Origin of the sequence: Streptomyces sp. NPDC090741, from assembly GCF_044769045.1 — a bacterium.
Lineage (GTDB): Bacteria > Actinomycetota > Actinomycetes > Streptomycetales > Streptomycetaceae > Streptomyces.
The window spans coordinates 23,650-41,201 of record NZ_JBIVXF010000029.1 but is presented as its reverse complement, the minus strand read 5'-3'; the positions used below and the strand labels follow the sequence as shown (position 1 = coordinate 41,201).

Annotated in this window: 12 protein-coding genes and 4 pseudogenes; 6 read left to right on the top strand and 10 right to left on the bottom strand. The window is 68.8% G+C overall.

What is annotated here, in order from left to right:
• Nucleotides 1-164 precede the first annotated feature (164 nt).
• Together ACIQU4_RS41140 and ACIQU4_RS41135 are read right to left on the bottom strand one after the other, a co-directional pair.
• Nucleotides 165-745, bottom strand: a pseudogene (locus ACIQU4_RS41140) (GNAT family N-acetyltransferase).
• A gap of 28 nt (nucleotides 746-773) precedes the next feature.
• Nucleotides 774-1,582 (bottom strand): IS5 family transposase gene (locus ACIQU4_RS41135; protein ID WP_403742669.1). Its coding sequence is split into 2 segments (ribosomal slippage): nucleotides 774-1,262 and nucleotides 1,265-1,582, totalling 807 coding nucleotides; the frame shifts between segments, so codons are not numbered across the junction.
• A 981-nt stretch (nucleotides 1,583-2,563) separates the two neighbouring features.
• On the opposite strand from ACIQU4_RS41135, the pseudogene ACIQU4_RS41130 reads away from it, so the two are divergent.
• Nucleotides 2,564-2,852 (top strand): annotated as a pseudogene (locus ACIQU4_RS41130) (transposase family protein); the annotation flags it as partial.
• 213 nt (nucleotides 2,853-3,065) lie between these two features.
• Here the strand turns inward: ACIQU4_RS41130 and ACIQU4_RS41125 are convergent.
• A pseudogene (locus ACIQU4_RS41125) lies at nucleotides 3,066-3,980 on the bottom strand (ISAs1 family transposase); the annotation flags it as partial.
• A 397-nt stretch (nucleotides 3,981-4,377) separates the two neighbouring features.
• On the opposite strand from ACIQU4_RS41125, the gene ACIQU4_RS41120 reads away from it, so the two are divergent.
• From ACIQU4_RS41120 to ACIQU4_RS41110, 3 genes and pseudogenes are all read left to right on the top strand, one after another.
• Nucleotides 4,378-4,773, top strand: a complete 396-nt coding sequence (locus tag ACIQU4_RS41120; protein WP_403742667.1) for a hypothetical protein — start codon at nucleotides 4,378-4,380, stop codon at nucleotides 4,771-4,773.
• 391 nt (nucleotides 4,774-5,164) lie between these two features.
• The gene (locus ACIQU4_RS41115) at nucleotides 5,165-5,386 is read left to right on the top strand and encodes a hypothetical protein (RefSeq protein ID WP_403742665.1); all 222 of its coding nucleotides are present in this window, start codon (nucleotides 5,165-5,167) and stop codon (nucleotides 5,384-5,386) included.
• Nucleotides 5,387-5,744: 358 nt separating this feature from the next.
• Nucleotides 5,745-5,846: pseudogene (locus tag ACIQU4_RS41110) on the top strand (DUF302 domain-containing protein); the annotation flags it as partial.
• 373 nt (nucleotides 5,847-6,219) lie between these two features.
• Here ACIQU4_RS41110 and ACIQU4_RS41105 read toward each other — a convergent pair.
• Together ACIQU4_RS41105 and ACIQU4_RS41100 are read right to left on the bottom strand one after the other, a co-directional pair.
• On the bottom strand, nucleotides 6,220-7,596 hold the full coding sequence (locus ACIQU4_RS41105; RefSeq protein WP_403742663.1) for an ATP-binding protein: 1,377 nt from the start codon (nucleotides 7,594-7,596) through the stop codon (nucleotides 6,220-6,222).
• The gene (locus ACIQU4_RS41100) at nucleotides 7,593-8,276 is read right to left on the bottom strand and encodes a response regulator transcription factor (protein WP_403742660.1); all 684 of its coding nucleotides are present in this window, start codon (nucleotides 8,274-8,276) and stop codon (nucleotides 7,593-7,595) included. Before ACIQU4_RS41100 ends, ACIQU4_RS41105 begins: the two co-directional genes overlap by 4 nt.
• Nucleotides 8,277-8,428: 152 nt before the next feature.
• On the opposite strand from ACIQU4_RS41100, the gene ACIQU4_RS41095 reads away from it, so the two are divergent.
• Together ACIQU4_RS41095 and ACIQU4_RS41090 are read left to right on the top strand one after the other, a co-directional pair.
• A complete protein-coding gene (locus ACIQU4_RS41095; RefSeq protein ID WP_403742657.1) occupies nucleotides 8,429-8,800 on the top strand; it encodes a hypothetical protein in 372 nt (123 codons plus the stop codon).
• Nucleotides 8,801-10,238: 1,438 nt separating this feature from the next.
• Nucleotides 10,239-11,675 (top strand): ricin-type beta-trefoil lectin domain protein, encoded by a 1,437-nt coding sequence (locus tag ACIQU4_RS41090; protein ID WP_403742676.1) that lies wholly within the window; start codon nucleotides 10,239-10,241, stop codon nucleotides 11,673-11,675.
• 249 nt (nucleotides 11,676-11,924) lie between these two features.
• Here the strand turns inward: ACIQU4_RS41090 and ACIQU4_RS41085 are convergent, their stop codons facing one another.
• From ACIQU4_RS41085 to ACIQU4_RS41065, 5 genes are all read right to left on the bottom strand, one after another.
• Nucleotides 11,925-12,578 carry a response regulator transcription factor gene (locus tag ACIQU4_RS41085; RefSeq protein WP_403742654.1) on the bottom strand — a complete coding sequence of 218 codons (654 nt, stop codon included), beginning with the start codon at nucleotides 12,576-12,578 and terminating at the stop codon, nucleotides 11,925-11,927.
• Between the two features lie 239 nt (nucleotides 12,579-12,817).
• On the bottom strand, nucleotides 12,818-15,493 hold the full coding sequence (locus ACIQU4_RS41080) for an FtsX-like permease family protein (RefSeq protein WP_403742651.1): 2,676 nt from the start codon (nucleotides 15,491-15,493) through the stop codon (nucleotides 12,818-12,820).
• Nucleotides 15,490-16,200, bottom strand: coding sequence for an ABC transporter ATP-binding protein (locus tag ACIQU4_RS41075; RefSeq protein WP_403742648.1), 711 nt, complete (start codon nucleotides 16,198-16,200; stop codon nucleotides 15,490-15,492). The genes ACIQU4_RS41080 and ACIQU4_RS41075 overlap by 4 nt, the downstream gene beginning before the upstream one ends.
• Complete coding sequence (locus tag ACIQU4_RS41070) at nucleotides 16,197-16,895, bottom strand: ABC transporter ATP-binding protein (RefSeq protein ID WP_403742645.1); 699 nt, start codon at nucleotides 16,893-16,895, stop codon at nucleotides 16,197-16,199. The genes ACIQU4_RS41075 and ACIQU4_RS41070 overlap by 4 nt, the downstream gene beginning before the upstream one ends.
• Nucleotides 16,895-17,500, bottom strand: a complete 606-nt coding sequence (locus tag ACIQU4_RS41065; protein WP_403742642.1) for a hypothetical protein — start codon at nucleotides 17,498-17,500, stop codon at nucleotides 16,895-16,897. The genes ACIQU4_RS41070 and ACIQU4_RS41065 overlap by 1 nt, the downstream gene beginning before the upstream one ends.
• Nucleotides 17,501-17,552: the final 52 nt, after the last annotated feature.

Sequence of the window (17,552 nt, the reverse complement as noted above, 5' to 3'; positions counted from 1 at the left end):
GCACCAGGCCCTGCGTGATCAACAATAGCGGGATGCCGATGGGCAGCATCGTGGTCCGACTGGCGACGCCGACACCAGGCCCGACCCTTGCCAGCTACTGTCAGCGGCAAGCCGCTGATGCATAAAGATCACGATCTACAGCCGGAGTACTAGGCCTTACGTGATCACAAACCGGGGTCGTGTCCCGCCGCGTGTGTATCCCGTGGGCATCTTGCGGGGGTCCGGTACAGCACACGCTGGCGAAGCGGCCTTCGGGCACGCTCGGATCCTCGAAGTCGTCGGCCGGGTCACGGGTCATTCCGATCCGGCGCATCACTGCCTGGGAACGAAGGTTGTTGACGGTCGTCGACGCAACGACCTCCGGCAGCCCGAGGGCTCCGAGGCCGAGGGCCAGGCAGGCCAGGCAGGCCAGGGCCGCCTCGGTGGCGTAACCGTGGCCCCACGCCGAACGCATCAACCGCCACCCGATATCCACCCCCGTGAACGGCGTGCCCTCGTCCACCTCGTCCAAGCCGGCGCGGCCGATGAACTCACCACTCTCCCGTACTTCCAGCGCCCACCACCCAAAACCTCGCTCGTCGAACCCGGCCTGCATGAGTGCCACCGCGCCATCGCTCTGCTCCCGCGTCAGCAGTTCCCCCAAATATTCTCGGACTTCGGGATCGGTGTTCACCGCCGCCCACGGTTCGAGGTCGGACTCTCGCCACCGGCGCAGCGGGAGACGATCGGTACGCAGTTCTGGCATACCAGCCAGCTAAGAGCTCGTAACACGATCATGAGTCGGGCTTGTTGAGACGTCGCCAGCAGATGAGGCTGCAGGCGAGGGAGACGAAGGCGTCGTGGAGTTCGGTGCGGCGTTCCCATCGGACGGCGAGTCGTTTGAACTGGTGGAGCAGGGCGAAAGTCTGCTCGACGACGTAGCGGAGCTTGCCCATGCCCTTGATGTTCGGGGCTCCTTTGCGGGAGATGACGGGCAGGATCCGGCGCTTACGCAGCTCATCGCGGTTGGGGTTGGAGTCGTAGCCCTTGTCTCCGAGCAGGGCCTCGGGCCTCCGGCGGGGCCGGCCGGGACGACCTGCCACTGGTGGGATGCCGTCGACCAGGGTGAGGGTCTGGGTGACGTCGTTGACGTTCGCCGCGGTCTTGATGACGTTCAGCGGGGTGCCGCGTCCGTCGCAGATCAGATGGTGTTTGCTGCCCGTCTTCCTCCGGTCGACCGGCGACGGACCGGTGTCGGCTCCCTCTTTTTCGCCCGGATGTGGGAGCCGTCCACGCAGGCCCTGGACCAGTCGAGGCGGCCGGCCGTGTTCAGTTCGGCGAGCAGGATCCGGTGCAGCTGGTCGAAGACCCCGGCCTGCTGCCACCGCTCCAGTCTTCGCCAGCAGGTCTGCCCCGAGCCGAAGCCCAGCTCAGGAGGCAGGAGTTGCCAGGCGATGTCGTTGCAGAGCACGTACAGGATGCCCTGCAGACACAACCGGTCTGCCACCGGCCGCGGCCCTGGCGACCTCGTCGGCCAGGGCGGCAGCAGCGGCTCGATCAGTACCCACAAGTCGTCGTCCACGATCCACGGCCGAGTGCTCACGCACTCACGAACGGCCGAATCATCACACTGGTTACGCCCGACCAGGGCCCATCTCAACAAGATCCTGTTACGAGCTCCTAGCGATGGCCACCTGGCGCAACCTCGCCATCGGAGCCCTCCGCACGGCCGGAGTAAGGAACATCGCGGCCTGCCTCCGCCGCAACGCCCGCGACCCTCGCCGCCCCCTCGCACTCCTCGGCCTCGGATGATCACGAATCGGACGTCATTGCGACTACGCCGAAGCCCTGACCTGCATACCTACGAGATCACTGCGACTTTGCAATCGCCCTGCCCCCGCACCACCCCAAGGACTTACCGCTCTTCCAGAACGCGAAACTCCTCGCGATCACCGTCCCTCAAACAGAGCCGCACCCAACTGAGAACCCATCAGCCCTGGGCTCTTGCAGGCCTGTTGTTGCTGTGCAAAGATCTCGCTGCGGGTCGACGGTAAGCATTAACCGCAGTTTTCGCACATGCGCGTAGACCTAGTTCGCAGAATGCCCAGGGAAGGGAAACGTGAAGATAACGAAAAGGAAGACGTGCAGGGGCCTGATTGGCGTGGCAGCTGCGGCGGTTAGCACAGTAGTGCTGGCTGCCTCGCCCGCCTTCGCGTACTACGCCTATTCGTACCTCCCTTACGGTGCTGGGTATGGCCACATCGACGGAGGTTACCTTTCGGCTTGTGACACCAAGGCGGACAATCGGGGTGTCGTCACCCTGTACGAGTATGTCGGCGGCGGTACAGGCAGTGTCTCAGACACCAACGGAAGTTCGAGCGGGTGTGGGACAATGTCGACAAGCTTGACCATTGCCTGGTTTCAGGTCTGCCTGCGATACCCCGGCTCGTCAACTATCGAGTTCTGCGAACCCCGAGTGATAACGGCATAGCCAGACGCTCTCAATCTTTCAGCAATGAGTCTTTTCCCAACCTATTTCTGAGGTACGGAAGTTGGGCTGACAACGCGGTGAAGCCCCTGGTAGATGAGTTTTCGACCAAGAGAACCGTCTCAACCAGAGGCTTCACGTGCTTGTTTACCGTCGGGCGTCGACGTGTCCAGCTCTGCCCTCCGCTTCCCCACGCAGCAGTTGCGGCGGCACCACCATACGATCGGCTCCCGCTGGCGGCGCCTGAGCGCCGGCCGCCAGGCCCTGCTCACACTCGCCCATCTGCGGATGGGACACACGTACGCCCAGCTCGCGGCCGGGTTCGGCGTCGGAACCACGACGGCCTACCGCTACGTCACCGAGGCTGTCGAACTCCTGGACACTCTCGCAGGCTCAGGGTCAGGGCTTCGGCGTAGTCGCAATGACGTCCGATTCGTGATCATCCGAGGCCGAGGAGTGCGAGGGGGCGGCGAGGGTCGCGGGCGTTGCGGCGGAGGCAGGCCGCGATGTTCTTTACTCCGGCCGTGCGGAGGGCTCCGATGGCGAGGTTGCGCCAGGTGACCATCGCGCGGGGCGCGTTGCCGGTCCGCATCTGGGAGGCGTCCTCGGCGAAGGTGGTGTCGCGGACATGGTGCAGGGCCTCGATTTTCCAGTGGTCGCGGACGAGTTCGGCGAGCTGGGCTGCGGTGGCCTGTTCGGCGGTCAGGCTGGTGACGGCGTAGACCGTCTTGACGGTGGTCTTGCCGGACTTTCGGTCGGTGTGCCGGCGCTTGATCTGGACAGCCTGGCGGGCTCCGGGGAAGAGGAGGCTGTTCACGGTGGCGACCTTGATCCGGCGGATCTCCGAGCGGCCGTGGCCGATGCCCCGGGTGCGTCCCTGAAGCGGGATGTCCTTCCAGGGGAGGGACTTGAGCTGCCGGCGCAGCTTCTTCTGGTTACCCTTGACGATCACGATGTAGTGGGCGCCCCGGCCGAGGAGGTAGTCGGCGTGCTCGCGCTGGGTGTGCATCGCGTCGCTGGTGACGACGACGCCTGCCAGGTCGGCGACGGTGTCCAGCAGCGGCTGGAAGCAGGTAATCTCGTTTGTCTTCTCGCCGACGTCCAGCTGGGCCAGGACCAGGCCGGTGGTGTGATCCAGTGCGGCAAGCAGGTGGATCTTGCGGCCCTTCGCTCTGGCCGCGCCGCGCAGGCTTTTGCCGTCCACTGCGAGGTCGCGCAGCCCGATCGCCTCCGGGCGTCGGTCGGCGAGCCAGCGTCCGACCGCCCGGTCCAGCGCGTCGCCGTCGATGCGGGCCAGCAGCCGCCGGACCGTCGTTTCCGCAGGCACGAACCGCTTCGGGAACAATGGGTCGAGGCGTATGCCGAGGCGTTCCAGGATGTGCGGCGGGGCGTCGGCGATCCACTCGCTGACTGCCAGCACAGAGGTCGCCCCCGCAAGAACCGCGCACGCGGTCAGCGCGAGCACGGCAACCAGAGCGTGCCGTAAGCCGCGCGGGTCTCGCGGGTCGGGCACCTCGGCCAGCCGCTCCAGCAGGCGCGGGACCTCGGCGGATTCGACTTCGGGATGCTCGCGGAGCTGGTCAAGGGCAGGCGGGATCAGCAATGATGCGTCGGCAGGCACGGTCTTCCACTCGGATCACGGGGCGTCGAGAACTCCATGATCTTGGAAGCCGTGCCTGTCGCGCTCCGGGGCACCGCCGAACTGGCAGATCGCCACGAACCGGGCGTCACGCGACTACGCCGAAGCCCTGCCCAGCGGAGGTGGTGGGCCGAATCCTCTGGGCGGCGCGCCCCGCTCCGGTGGTGGTAGTGGTGGTGGAACTGCCGTTCCCACAAGTGCCGCAGCACTGGAAATCGCCGTTGATCTCGTCCGCCTCTATCCGCCAGAGAGCCCTAATGCAACGCTAGTGGTGAGGAGCTTTGATGAGTGGGTGGAGCGGCGCCCACTCTATCGCGGCCTGGCCGATGCCATCCGGCCGGCGATTCAAGGAGTTATCGACGGCGTCAATCACACGGAAGACTCCAGGGAGGATTCTGTCGAATTTCATGCTGCGCTTGACCTGTGGAAGTCGCTAGACGATCCCGGAAAGCGCCTTTTGGCAGCGTCATTTACCCTGGCTCAGATGTTGCATCTACCGGCTTCTTTTCTGCCTTTCCCGCTGCGCCGCCTGGCCGTTGCTCTGAAGATCGAACTCTCCGAATCACTGCCGGATCGTTCCTGGGTCATCGGGGAATGGCAGGCCCAGGCGCAGGCCAAAGCGCCACTAGAAATGGAAGCAGGGGTAGAAGCGGATGAATGGAAATGATCAGGCGCCGCATGCGCAGTCTGCTGCACCAATGATCGTCATGCCGGGCGGCTGGCCGGTGGAATTTGACAGCAACTGGGACCGATGGCAAATCGGCATCCCTGAGGCCACTCTGCGCAGACGACAGGCCCAGGATTACATGGATACCGTGGGAGAGTACCCGCCGGCCGGGTGGGATGGAGAGAACTCTCGTACCTACGCAAAAATAGGATTTAAAAGCGGACGCAGAGTGAAGCGCGTGGTACTGCAGGTGAAAACTGTCAAAGGAGGAGAATTTGACGGGGTTAGAGTCTCCCTGATCATTAGCAATGGGAGGGTGCTCTCCAGCGTTGAACTGGAACACGGAACTACGAGAGGATTTTAATTCTCGAGATTTCGTGCGCATGCGACGATGATTCGCCTGGTCGCTGTGGTGATGACTGTAATGGCCGCCTTCATCGCTGCCGCTTTCGGTGTGGGGAAGTTTCTCGTGCTCTACCATGTTTCAGGCGCTGAGGCGGCAGCTTGGCTCCTCGTTGCCTTCGCCCTTGGGGCCATAGGCTCTATTCTCAACCTGATCGCTGGCAACTTCTTCAAGGACGCCCCCCTTGAGCGGGTCGGACTGGACTCCTGATGGCCATGCGGAGGACCGTAGTTACTGACCGCAGTCAGTGCCCACGGAACCGCTAAATTGCCCACCTGGCGCCCATCTCGCAGGTAATTTGCCCAGCAAAACGCGGAACCTACAACGGGGCGGGCACCGGACGTCAGCCACGTGGTCACCGCCTGCATTCGCGCCTGCATCCCCGCCGTGGTGATGATCTGACGAATGGACTTCTCCGCGTTCCGCATGTCTCATGAGACAGCCAGCCCCTCACAGATCGCTTGTCATTGCGGTCTTGAGGATGCCTGGACGACCCGCTCCGATGGACGTTGAGACAGGACGCACCCGAAAGTGGTGGGGCGCGAGGATCACTCGGACGGGGCGGGGGCTGAAGGCAAAGCTCGGCCACGAGATGGAGGACTACCTGATCCTGGGCGCCTGCAACCCGTCGCTGGCCCACCAAGCCCTGGAGGCGGACCGGAACATCGGTCCGTCCCCTCGGCGCAACCAGCATCACCCCGTGCCCTCTCGCGCCGCCGCCGGCCGACGGCGCGGTGATCGAAGTCCCGCAGGTCTGTCGCGCGAATGCTCACCGCCCTGTCGCCGTGAAGTTTTGCCCGACTGCAGGGGCCGGACCTCCCCCAGGCGGCCCGGCCGCGGTCAGCCGGTTAACGCGGCGAGTGCGGCGGCGAGCCGGGGCGAGACCACACCGGTGCCGCACACGAACGGACCACCGGACCGAACGAGGCCGCCGCGGGGAAGACCGGTGAAGATGGCGGCGGATCGGCCACCAGCTGCGGGCTTATCCAGCGCCGGAGCCCACCAGTCCGGCTCGATGGGCGGTGGTGGTCGACAGGGAGCGGTCAGCTGTCGCTGGCGGGGAGGCGGACGAGGAGGCGGACGCCAGGGGTGTTGTCCTCGATGTGGGTGGTGCCGTGGTGGGCGGCCACGATGTCGCGGACGATGGCGAGGCCCAGGCCGCTTCCGCCAGCGTCCCGGGCGCGTGCGTCGTCCAGGCGGGTGAAACGGTCGAAGACACGTTGCCGGTCGGGGGCGGGGATGCCGGGGCCGTCGTCGGCGATGACCAGGTGGGCGGCGCCGTCGATGACGGCCAGCTGTATGTCGATGCGGCTGGTGGCGTACCGGGCGGCGTTGTCGAGCAGGTTGCGTACAACGCGGGAGAGGGCGTCGGCGTCGCCGTCGATGCGGGCGGCGCTGACCGCCCGTTCGTCGATGGCGAGAGGCGACTGCTGCCGGACGCGGCGGACTTCTGCGAAGACGATCTCGTCCAGGTCCACGGGTCGGCGCCGGAGTTGAGGGCGGGCGTCGAGGCGTGCGAGTTGGACGAGGTCGTCGACGAGCCGGGAGAGGCGTTCGCCTTCTTCGAAGAGGTCGGGGGCCAGGGTGTGCCATTGCGCGGTGTCGGGGCGGCGCACGGCTACCTCGAGCTGGGTGAGCAGGCTGCTCAGGGGGCTGCGCAGTTCGTGGGCGGCGTCCGCGATGAACTGGCGTTGCTGGCGGGTGGCGGCGTCGAGGCGGCCGAGCAGGTCGTTGAGGGTGCGTGCGAGACGGCCCAGTTCGTCGTGCGTGGCCGGGACGTCGAGGCGCCGGCTGAGGTCGGAGGCGGTGATGGCGGCGGCTTGGGCGCGCAGGGTGTCCACAGGCCGGAGCGCGCGCCCGGTGAGGAGCCAGGCCACCGCGGTGAGCAGGGCGACGATCACGGGCACGGCGGTGGCCAAGGCGGCGGTTAGCTGTCCCAGGCTGCGGTCCACGGTGGCGGTGGGCACGGCGACGTACACGGAGAGGGGGTCGGGTGGTTGGCCGGCGGGGATGGCGACGGTGCGCCAGGCTCCATTGTCGCCGAGGGGCAGGCCGTTCACGGTGCGGGCCCGGGGGTCGCCGGTGGCGCTGGCGCTGAAGGTGAACAGGCGCTGCTCGCGTTCCAGGTTGGTGGAGCTGGCCCGTACTGCGCCTTTGCTGTCGATGACTTGTACGGCGGCGTCGCCTTCGGCGGACGCGGGGAGGGAGGTGGTGAGTTTGCCGGTGTCGATGGCGGCGGCGATGACCTGGGCGCGTTGCAGGGCGGTCTGGTCGAGGCCGCCGATGAGGCTGCCGTGGAGCCAGGTGACCAGCAGTACGGCCGCTGCGGTCAGTCCGGCCGCGGTCACCGCGGCCGCGGCGGCGGTCAGGCGCAGCCGCAGCGACCGCCGGGCCCACCACCTGGTGATGCGGGTACTCACGGGTCACCCTGGGTGCCGCGCAGCCGGTAGCCGGCGCCGCGGACGGTCTCGATCGTCCGGCATCCGAACGGCGTGTCGATCTTGCGCCGCAGGTAGCCGATGTACACCTCGACGATATTGGTGTCGCCGTCGAAGTTCTCGTCCCACACGTGGGTGAGGATGTCGGTCTTGCTGACCACCGCATCGGGGCGGCGCAGCAGGAATTCCAGAAGGGCGAACTCCCGTGCAGTCAGGGGGATCTCCCGCCCGGCGCGGTGGCACTGTCTGCGGGAGGGGTCGAGGGTGAGGTCTGCCGCGGCGAGTACGGCGGGGCGCTCCGGCGCCCCGCGCCGTAGCAGGGCCCGCAGGTGCGCGACGAGCACGACGTAGGAGAAGGGTTTGCTGAGGTAGTCGTCGGCTCCGAGGTCCAGCGCGTCCGCTTCGTCGTACTCGCCGTCCTTCGCCGTCAGCATGAGCACAGGCGTCCAGACCTTTGCCGCCCGGAGCCGTTTGAGGACCTCGTATCCGGACAGTCCGGGCAGCATGATGTCGAGGATGATGACGTCGTGCGGCTCGTGGGTGGCGCTCCACAGTCCGTCCACGCCGTTGTGGGCCGCGTCGACCGTAAAGCCCTCCTCGGCGAGCCCGCGGGCGATCGCCGCCGCGAGGCCGCGTTCGTCCTCGATCACCAGCACGCGCATGGCCGCCTCTTCTCCTACGGTACGCCGCACCGTAGGAGCCGTCTGCTGAGAGGAGGCTGAGAGCCCGCTCTCTCAGTGTCCTCTCAGCGGCCCGGTCGCAGGTTGGGGTTTGTCCACCCGGACCTACCAATCCGAGCCAAGGGGAAAGCACCATGACCATCATCCGACGCAGGATCGCCCTGATCGCGGGAGCGGCACTGCTGGCGGGCGGAGCGGCGAGCGGAATCGCGATGGCGAGTTCCACCACCGCCGCGCCTGTCGCCACGCCGTCCGTCTCCGCAAACGCCCATACCCCCGACCCGGACGAGAACGCCACCGGGCCGGACCGGGACAACATCCAGCAGGGCGACCAGACCACGCCCGACACCAACAAGTCCGGCGATGCCGTCGACCGTGAGGGCGCCGGCGACGCCAAGGAGCAGGAGCGGGCCGGCGAGGCGCCTGAGAACGCGGTCTCCGACGGCCCCGGCGGGCACGCCGACGCCAACAGCTCCGTCGACCACCAGTTCACCGGGAAGGAGTGACCGGCCGGGCGGTGGTGCCGTTCCGTGCGGCTGGGCCAGAGCGGGAACGGCACCACCGTCCGTCGCCTCGGTTTCTCACGCCGGCCTCTGCGTTCAGGGCTGGCCCGTAATCCGTCCCGCCGGCTCGGCGCCGGGCGGATGCGAGCGGGCCGAGCGGTGAAAGGGGCAACCGTAGAAGGACACAGCCACCCACACCTCATCGAGACTAAGGCAGTACGACAGACAACCCGACGGCCACCAGCCGGGTGGGGACCTGAAACAGCAGCTACGTCCCGCGAACCCTCCCGGACAGCCGGAGCCACTGCGAAACACCACCCTCATCGCGAAAGCGATCCCGTGACCGGCGGGGGCCGCATCGCCCATCCCGGCCCTGTCGCAACAGTCGTGAAAGCCATGGCCGTCATGGCCGCCATCCGACTCACCAACGCCCCTGCCACCACTGCCGCCGCCGAGCCGGTCAGCTGGTGTGCCGCCGGGCAGCACTTCTGGCGCTGAAGAAGCCATCGCATCCACCGAGGTACGGGGAGAACCGCTGCCACGGTCGACGCCGATCGGATTGCCGCAGACGCAGTGGCTGCCGGCCGTGGCCCCGCGGCGCCGCGGCTGAGGACACCGGGGGCCCTCGGCCGCCGCGGGCCGTCCAGCGGCGCCGGGTGAGCCACAGGGCCGCGAAGATGCCCGCGATGATGCACAGCGCGTAAGCGCGCAAGGGGACCGGCCCCAGGTACCAGACCCCTTGGGAGGGGCTGGGCAGCCAGGGGCATCGAGGTGGCCTTTCAGCGTGGGCGGGATCCGGCACCCGCCGGAGGACTTCGGGTCGAGGCTATCCAGCGGGGCGAGGGGGCCTGCGGCCGCGGTCGCCCAGAGGGGCCGGGAGTGCGGGGCGGGTGTGGAGGAGGCGGTGGTCCAGGTGGCCGGCCGGGGCCGGCCTGGTCAAGCCCGGCCGCGGCGACAACACCAGCAGGCTCGGGGCAGGTCGGGGACGGTCAGTGGTCCGTGACAGGTGGGGCCCGTACCCGCGGGCGGGGGCTCGGTCGAGACGACGGAAGAGCGGGGAATCGACTGGGCTGAGGCCGGGGTGAGCATGAGCGGCAAGGCCCACGATGCGACCCGGCCACCCTTGCCCCGGCATCACCCATCCGGCAATTCTGCGCCTGCAAGATGGGTGTCGCCACTGCCCCTGTCGCGGTAGTCGAGGTAGCGGAGAGGAATCTTCTTCCATCCGCGGGGATCTCGGCGTGCTTTTGCGCCGGAGTGCGCGTGCGGGAGTGTTCGCGTAGTAGTGGTGCTGTCGCCTGTCGCCTGTCGCTTCCGCCGCCGTTCCGTCGCGCGTAGCGCCGCTCCTGGCCCCGGCCCGTCGGCAGCCGGGGCAAAGCCGCCCGTGTTCCTTGGCTGGGCGGCCAGTAAGTGCACGGAGGAGGAGGGACCGGTGGAGAACATGATCAGGCGAGGCAGGACGGGCCTGGCGCTGGCGGCCGCCTCGCTCCTGACCATCTGTGTGGCTCTGGGCTCGTGGAACCCTCCCCCTGCCGCCCCTGGCGATGCCGGGCAGGCGTCGCGGCCGAAGAGCGGAACAGCGGGCCAGCAGACGGCCTGTAGGCGCACCCTCGTGGGCGTGGCACACCCCGACGATGATCTGCTTTTCATCAATCCGGAAATCATGAACACTATCCGGGCCGGATGCTCCGTCACCGCGGTGTACCTCACCGCCGGGGACGGCGATGAAGAGATCCCGCAAGAAGTGAAGAATTATGTGGTGAACAGGGAGAACGGGGTCCGCAAGGCGTATGCGGAAATGGCAGGCGTCGAGAACAAGTGGATGCTGGAGCAAGTGACTGCAGACGGCCGCAGACTCCGCTCGTTCCGGCTTGCCGGCCGGGGGGCGGGCTCGGATGTGCGGCTGACTTTCGTGGGGCTGTATGACGGCAGGCCTCACGGGCTGGAGCCGGAGAGTCTGCTCCGGCTGTTCGACGGAAATAGGAAAGCGATCACCCCGGCTCAGGGCGGCAGGAGTTACAGCGAGGAGCAGCTGCTGTCGGTGCTGTCTTCCCTGGCCCGACTGGCCCAAGCGGAGAGGATCCTCACCCTGGACCATGACAATGCTTCGTTCGCGGCGGGAATGGGCGGGCGGGTGGACCACAGCGACCACGGCATCACGGCACGCTATTTCAGGCAGGTCGCCTATCGTACCGGAATTCCCTTGACGTCCTACCTCGGGTACACCATGGCGCGACTGAAGAGAAATCTGACGCCGGCGCAGGAATCCGGGAAGGAGAACATCGTCCGATGGTACATCGCATACAGCGAGTGCCCTCGCGAGAACGTGTGCGGACCCAAGGGGATCTATAAAGGGGCGTTCCCGGGCACGTACCGGCACTGGGTGCAAAGGCAGTACACGCAAACGCACAGAGCCCCGCGGCCGGGTGAGATCATGGGAGATATCGGCCGGACGACGATGTTCGGGACCAGGGCGCCGGAACAGTGTCTCGATGTGAAGGGTGCTTCATGGACGGCGGGCCTGGTGCAGATCGCCGACTGCAATGGCTCGGACACGCAGAAATGGGATGCGGGAAATGACGGGACCATCAGGACCCGGCTGAACGGGAACTACTGCCTCACCGCATCGGGCCGCGATGTCAAGGTGGAGGCCTGCCAGGTTGCGCGGGCGGAGCAGAAATGGCAGCGCGTGCCGTGGGAGAGCGCGACATGGAAGCGTACCGCCTGGAAGATCGTCGGGGCCAGGAACAGGTGCCTCTACCAGAATGACCGGTCCCTGCCCCGGTGGAACAGGAATGAGTGGAAGAATCCTCGGCTGGGCCTGGCCGGTTGCGACAGACCGGTTCAGCCCGAGTTGTACTGGCAATGGGGTCTCTGACGTTGATCTCGCGCGGTGCCCGGGCCGAATGCCGCGGGATGGGCTCATGTCCGGCAGCGCGGCCGGGCAGCCGGGCCGGGTGGGTGCCTGCGCCTGCGAGGCGTCGATTTGCATCGCGCAAACGCCGTCGCCGGCGCGGTGATGGTTGCCACCTGCTCCTCTGGACTGTGCTTGGCCCTCGCCGTGCGGTCGGGCGGCGCTGCGGCTGGAAGGCCTTGGTGCACTCGCCTGCATACGGCCCCGGGGATGTCACGTGTCGCTGCCGGCTCCTGGCGACGGTTGGGGTGGGCTGGTCTCCAGGCGGTAGCCATGGCCGCGCAGGGTGGTGATCTGGGGCAGGTTCAGGGGGTTGGGTGAGGTGGCGGCGGCTTGGTGCAGGCGGCGGCGCAGTGAGGCCAGGGTGACGTCGAGTGTTTTGGTGGGGCCGAACCAGTTCTCGTCCCAGACCTGGGCCATGAGGGTTTCGCGGGACACGGAGGCGCCGGCGTGTTCGGCGAGGGCGGCGAGCAGGTCGAATTCCTTGGGCCGCAGCGTGATCTCGGTTTCGGCCAGATGGCAGCGTCGTGCGGTGGTGTCCAACACGGTGAGGTCGCCGATGCGGAGGGGGCCTTCTTGCTGTGTGGGGGCTTGCGTCCGGCGGCGCAGGTGGGCGCGGAGGCGGGCCAGGAGCACGGTGAGGGTGAAGGGTTTGATGAGGTAGTCGTCGGCTCCGGCGTCGAGGCCGGCGATGACGTCGATCTCATTGCCGCGGGCGGTGAGGATGACGATGAGCAGGCCGGGGAATTGCCCGCGCAGGGTTCGTGCGATGTCGATGCCGTCGGCGTCGGGCAGGCCGAGGTCCAGGACGACGACGTCGTAGCCGCCGGTGCGGGCTTCGGCAGTGCGCTGAGGCCGGTGCGGCACCAGGTGGTGCGGTAGCCGTTGCCGCGCAGTCCGGCATCGAGGTGGCGGCCGATTGTGTCGTCGTCCTCGACGACCAGGTCGTGGGTCCCCTCCCGGGGTGCGGGCGTGCGCATGGCTCGTAGCGTAGGGGCCGTCCGGTGCGAGGGCGGCTGACGCCACTGGTGGCGGCGCGGAGGGACCGGGGCGGGCGCCGCTGGGGGGGATAGCGGAGCCCGCCCCGGCCGTTTGGGGGCCGGTCGTCACAGTTCGCGGAGTTCTTCGACGGCCGGACGGGAGGAGCTGCGGGCGGAGTTCAGGGCCGCGGCGGCGATCGCGACGACGGCTGCCAGGACGGTGAGGGCCAGGTAGGTCCAGGGTACGGCGATGGCCGCCGGGGGTGGGTCGAAAACGCCGGTGAGGACCTTGACGAGCATCTGGGACAGGGCCCAGCCGATGAGCGCGCCGCCCGCCAGGCCGCCGGCGGTCATGACGGCCGCTTCGCTGAGGACCAGTCCGCGCAGCTGGCGGCGGGTGGCGCCCAGGACGGTGGTGATGGCGAAGGTCCGCCGGCGCTCCGCCAGGCCCAGGGCCAGGACGATGCCGCCGGAGGCGGCGGCCAGCACGACGGCGAAGCCCAATTCGATGCGAGTGAGCCCGGCGAGGTCGACCGAGGTGAGGCTGGAGCCGACCTTGGAGCGGCTCTGGGTGACGTCGGTGACCGTTGCCGCGGTGCCCACCTGTCCGCGCAGTGTCGTGGCCACGCTCTTCTGGTGGGTACCGCCGGTGTCGATCAGGAACGCGCCGACCGCGTTGCTTCCGGTGCTCTTGGCGATGTAGTCGGCGTTGGCGACGAAGAAGCTGTCCTTGGGGGCGGTGGGGAACTCCTTGACGATGCCCGCGTAGTGGAACGGAACGCTGGTCAAAGCCTTGGTGCGGCTGTCCTGCAGGCGCAGGTTCACGGTGTCGCCGAGGGCGAGCTGGAAGTCCTTGACGGTTTCCTGGCTGACCAGGAGGGAGTCGGGGCGGGCGGCCAGCTTGTTCATGAGGCTCTTGGCCGTGCCGCCGGCGAAGTAGGCGTCCTGCAGGGAGGTGGCGGAGGTGATGGTGGCGGGCTGGACTCCGTACAGGTCCTGGAGGTCGGCGCCGACGTAGGCGAAGCGGTGCTGGAGGGGCTCCACGTGCCGTACGCCGGCCACCTTGAGGGCGCTTCCGGCGTCGGGGCCGACGCTGACTCCCGGGGACTGGGTGACCGTGACGTCGGCGCCGTTGGTGAGCTGGGCGTCGACTTCGGCCTGCTGCTTGTAGGTGGCGTTGAAGGTGGCGGTGGAGGCGGCGAAGGACACGGCGAGTGCGAGGAGCACGATGGCGCGGGCCAGCGGGCGGCGCTGGCGAGACATGCTCGCCGCCGTGGTGGCGGCGAGTGTCCCGGTCAGGGGGCGGGCCAGGCGCGCCAGGGGCCTGCGTCCGTGGGCCAGGACCAGGGTGGCGAGGCGCCATAGCAGCAGGGCTGCGCCGATCCAGAGCAGCGCCGGTCCGAGGAAAGCCCAGTACGACACGGAGATGCTCGCCACCCCTTCCGGGGCCAGGACCAGCGCGTACTGATTGCCGCTGGAGGCGCGGAAGACCAGGAGGGAGGCGGCGAGGAGGATGAAGTCCACGCCGAAGCGCATCCACCACGGGGAGCGGGCTCGGCCGACGACCTTGCGGGCGGCGGCGACCGTGCCGGTGCGCAAGTCGCGCAGCGCGGGCACCAGGACCGCGGCGGCGGCGACGACCAGGCCCAGGATGAGGGCGAGGGCGAACCAGAGCGCGGCCGAAGTGGTGCTCGCGCCGAACGAGGCGGTTCCGAACGCGGCTTGGCCGGCCAGGGCGGCGATGCCCACCCCGAGGAGACCGCCTGCGACGCCGACCACGGCCGCTTCCGCGCCGGCCATCGCGGTGACCTGGCCGGGCCGCAGCCCCCGGGTACGGAGCAGGGCCTGCTCGCGGCGCCTGCGGTCGGCGCCCGCTCCGGCCACGGCAGCGGTCAGGAGGGCTGCGAGCACAGCGCCGGGGACGCCGAGGAACAGGAACAGGATCTGGGCGTACAGGGCGTCCTTGCGGGCGGCGTCGAGGGCGGCGCCGAGGTTGTCGCCGACGACCGCTCCGCCGGAGGTGCGGGCCTCCAGGTTGCGGGCTGCGGCGGTGACGGAGGTGTAGGCGGCCGCGGGGTCGGCGGGAAGGGGTGCGTTTCGGGCGGTGTGGATCTGGGTGGTGACGGCGGCCGGGTCGACGGCCGCCACCGGTGCGGCCAGCGTGTTGAACAGGTCCGAGGGGAGCAGGATGACGTTGTCGGGCGGGGCGGCGGGCTGGGACTGGGGCGGCGCGCCGACCTTCTGGAACAGGGAGTCGGCCTGCGGAAGGTCGACCACCCCGGCCACCGTCACCTTCGCCGACCCGGTGCCGGTGCCGGTGCCGGTGCCGGGCAGGGTGATGGTGACCGTGTCCCCGGCCGCGACGTGCAGGTTCGCGGCGGTCTGCTGGGCGATCAGGACACCGGAGGAGGCGCCGGTCAGCTGCCGGATCTCGCGGGGAAACGTCGCCCGGTAGGTGTCGGGCAGGCCGAGGACGACGCCGGGGCCGGTGCTCTGGGTGCTGCCGGCGACGGTGGCCTGGAAGCCGGTGCTGCGGGCGAAGCCGACGCTCTCGGCGCTCTTGGTGCCGCTCGCGGCCCGCACGGCGCTCAGGACTGCGGCGGGGTCGGCGCCCGGCTGGACCTGGACCTGCCAGTCCACAGCGACCGAGTGCACCGCACGACCGGTCATGGTCGACTTCGACGCGGTCAGGAACGAGCCGAGGGATGCCACGAGGGCGACGGCGAGGGCGATGCCGAACGCGGTGGCGATCAGCCGTCCGGTGCGCCGGCGGAGCAGTCCGCCGATCCAGGTGATGATCATGACATGTCTCCCTGGGGTGCCGGCGCGCTCCGCCGGCGGGTGCCGGGTGCGGGTTGCAGGCGGCCTTCGTGCATGGCCCACTGCTCGGCGAGGCGGCGGGCGACGGTGGGGTCGTGGGTGGTGACCACCAGGGCGGCGCCGATCGAGTCGGCGGTCGCCAGGAGGACGTCGATGATGTGCTGGCCGGTGGCGCGGTCGAGCTGTCCGGTGGGTTCATCCGCCAGGACCAGGCGGGGAGCCAGGGCCAGCACGCGGGCGATGGCCACACGCTGGGCCTGGCCACCGGAGAGCTCCTCGGGCAGCTTGTCCGCCAGATCCGCGGCATCGACCAGGGCGAGGGCATCCAGGGCCCGGCGGCGGGCCCGCTCCTCCGGGATACCGGCCAGGACCAGGGGCAGTGCCGCGTTCTCCGCGACGTCCAGCGCCGGGATGAGACTGGGCCCCTGGAAGACGACCCCGACCTGTGCCGCCACCGGCCCCTCGGCCAGACCGGGCCAGGTCACCTCGCCGGTGGTGGGCTCCTCGAGTGCGGCCATCAGGTGCAGCAGGGTCGACTTCCCGGAACCCGACGGTCCGGTGATCGCGATCCGGTCACCGGTGCGGACGTGGCAGGTCGCACCGTGCACCGCGACGACCGCGCCGGGCCCCTGCCCGTAGGTGCGGGCGACGTCCTCGCAGCGGACGAGCACCTCCTGAGGGGTGGTCATGACCCGATCCTTCCGTCACGCAACGTGATGACCCGGTCGGCGATCTTGACGGCCTCGGGACTGTGCGTGACGAGCAGCACCCCGCCGCCCGCCTGCGCGCGCTCGCGCAGCAGGGCCAGGATCCGCTGCTCGGTGACGCCGTCCAGTTCACCGGTCGGCTCATCCGCGAGGAGGATGTCCGGGTCGTTGGCCAGAGCGACGGCCAGGCCCGCGCGGGCCAGTTCACCTCCGGCGAGCTCCTGGGGCAGGGCGCGGGCCCGGTGCCCGAGCCCGACCTGCTCCAGCAGCTCCGCGATGGACTGCTTGCCCGCGCCGGGGGCGGCGGTCCGGGCCAGGCGGATGTTGGCGCCGATGTCCAGGTGGGCGATGAGGTTCCCGGACTGCAGCAGAACACCGATACGGCGGGCGCGGACGCGGGCCCGCTCGGCCTCCGGGCGGTGGCTGATGCGCTCCCCGCCGACGTGGACGGTGCCGCCATCGGGTTCGTCCAGCCCGGCCAGGCAGGCCAGCAGAGTGGACTTGCCCGACCCGGACGGCCCGATCACCGCGACACTCTCGCCGCGCCGCACCTCAAGGGCGACCCCGCGCAGGGCGAGAGTCTCCTCCTCGCCCGCCCGGTAGAACCTGTACAGATCCCGCGCTCTCAGCGCGGCAGTGTCCGCGGACTGCTGGGTGGGTGTTGCGGTGGTGGTCATCACTGCCACCTGAAGGACTCGGTGACGATGCGCCACGGGTCCACGTTGTCTGCGCCGACCGGCCCGGACAGCGTCAGATCGACCTGCCGGCCGCCCTGGAAGAAGCTGTACCGCTCGAACGCGGAGTGAACGACCTTGCCGGTCACCGCATCGGGCGCGCTGTCACCCCGGTAGGTGAGCAGGACGGCCTGCCCGGCCGGCCGGGAAACGACAGTCGCCTTGCCCATCGCGAACTTGGGCACCTGCTGTTGCAGGACAGGGACCACGGTGGAGTTCACCGACTGCACGGTGGGGGCACTCGTGGCGCTGGCGGAGGCGATCTCGATCCGGTTCAGCTTGTCGGTGAAGATGACCGCGTTGCCGCTCTCGGAGCGTGCCCATCCCTCGGGCACCTTGACCGTGAACCCGCCCTGGGCGGGCTGGTAGGCGACATAAGCCTGGTTGTCGGGGATGTCACCGGCAGGGTTGGATTCCGCGGGCACCGGCTTCGTACTGGTGGTCGTGGCGCCGCTAGGCGGTGCGGAGGTACTGCCGCTGCCGCATCCCGCCACCACGCCTGCGGTCAGCGCGAGACCGGCAAGGGAGAGAACAAGTGTGCGTCGCATGATCATGGCGCCCTTCAGGAGTAAGGCGAACTGCCCTACCTGCGACGCTAGG

What these genes read in the sequence shown, in the direction of transcription:
- ACIQU4_RS41115 (WP_403742665.1), top strand. Translation starts at nt 5,165, where the DNA reads ATGATTCGCCTGGTCGCTGTGGTGATGACTGTAATGGCCGCCTTCATC.
- ACIQU4_RS41100 (WP_403742660.1), bottom strand. Translation starts at nt 8,276, where the DNA reads ATGCGCGTGCTGGTGATCGAGGACGAACGCGGCCTCGCGGCGGCGATC.
- ACIQU4_RS41095 (WP_403742657.1), top strand. Translation starts at nt 8,429, where the DNA reads ATGACCATCATCCGACGCAGGATCGCCCTGATCGCGGGAGCGGCACTG.
- ACIQU4_RS41090 (WP_403742676.1), top strand. Translation starts at nt 10,239, where the DNA reads ATGATCAGGCGAGGCAGGACGGGCCTGGCGCTGGCGGCCGCCTCGCTC.
- ACIQU4_RS41080 (WP_403742651.1), bottom strand. Translation starts at nt 15,493, where the DNA reads ATGATCATCACCTGGATCGGCGGACTGCTCCGCCGGCGCACCGGACGG.
- ACIQU4_RS41075 (WP_403742648.1), bottom strand. Translation starts at nt 16,200, where the DNA reads ATGACCACCCCTCAGGAGGTGCTCGTCCGCTGCGAGGACGTCGCCCGC.
- ACIQU4_RS41070 (WP_403742645.1), bottom strand. Translation starts at nt 16,895, where the DNA reads ATGACCACCACCGCAACACCCACCCAGCAGTCCGCGGACACTGCCGCG.
- ACIQU4_RS41065 (WP_403742642.1), bottom strand. Translation starts at nt 17,500, where the DNA reads ATGCGACGCACACTTGTTCTCTCCCTTGCCGGTCTCGCGCTGACCGCA.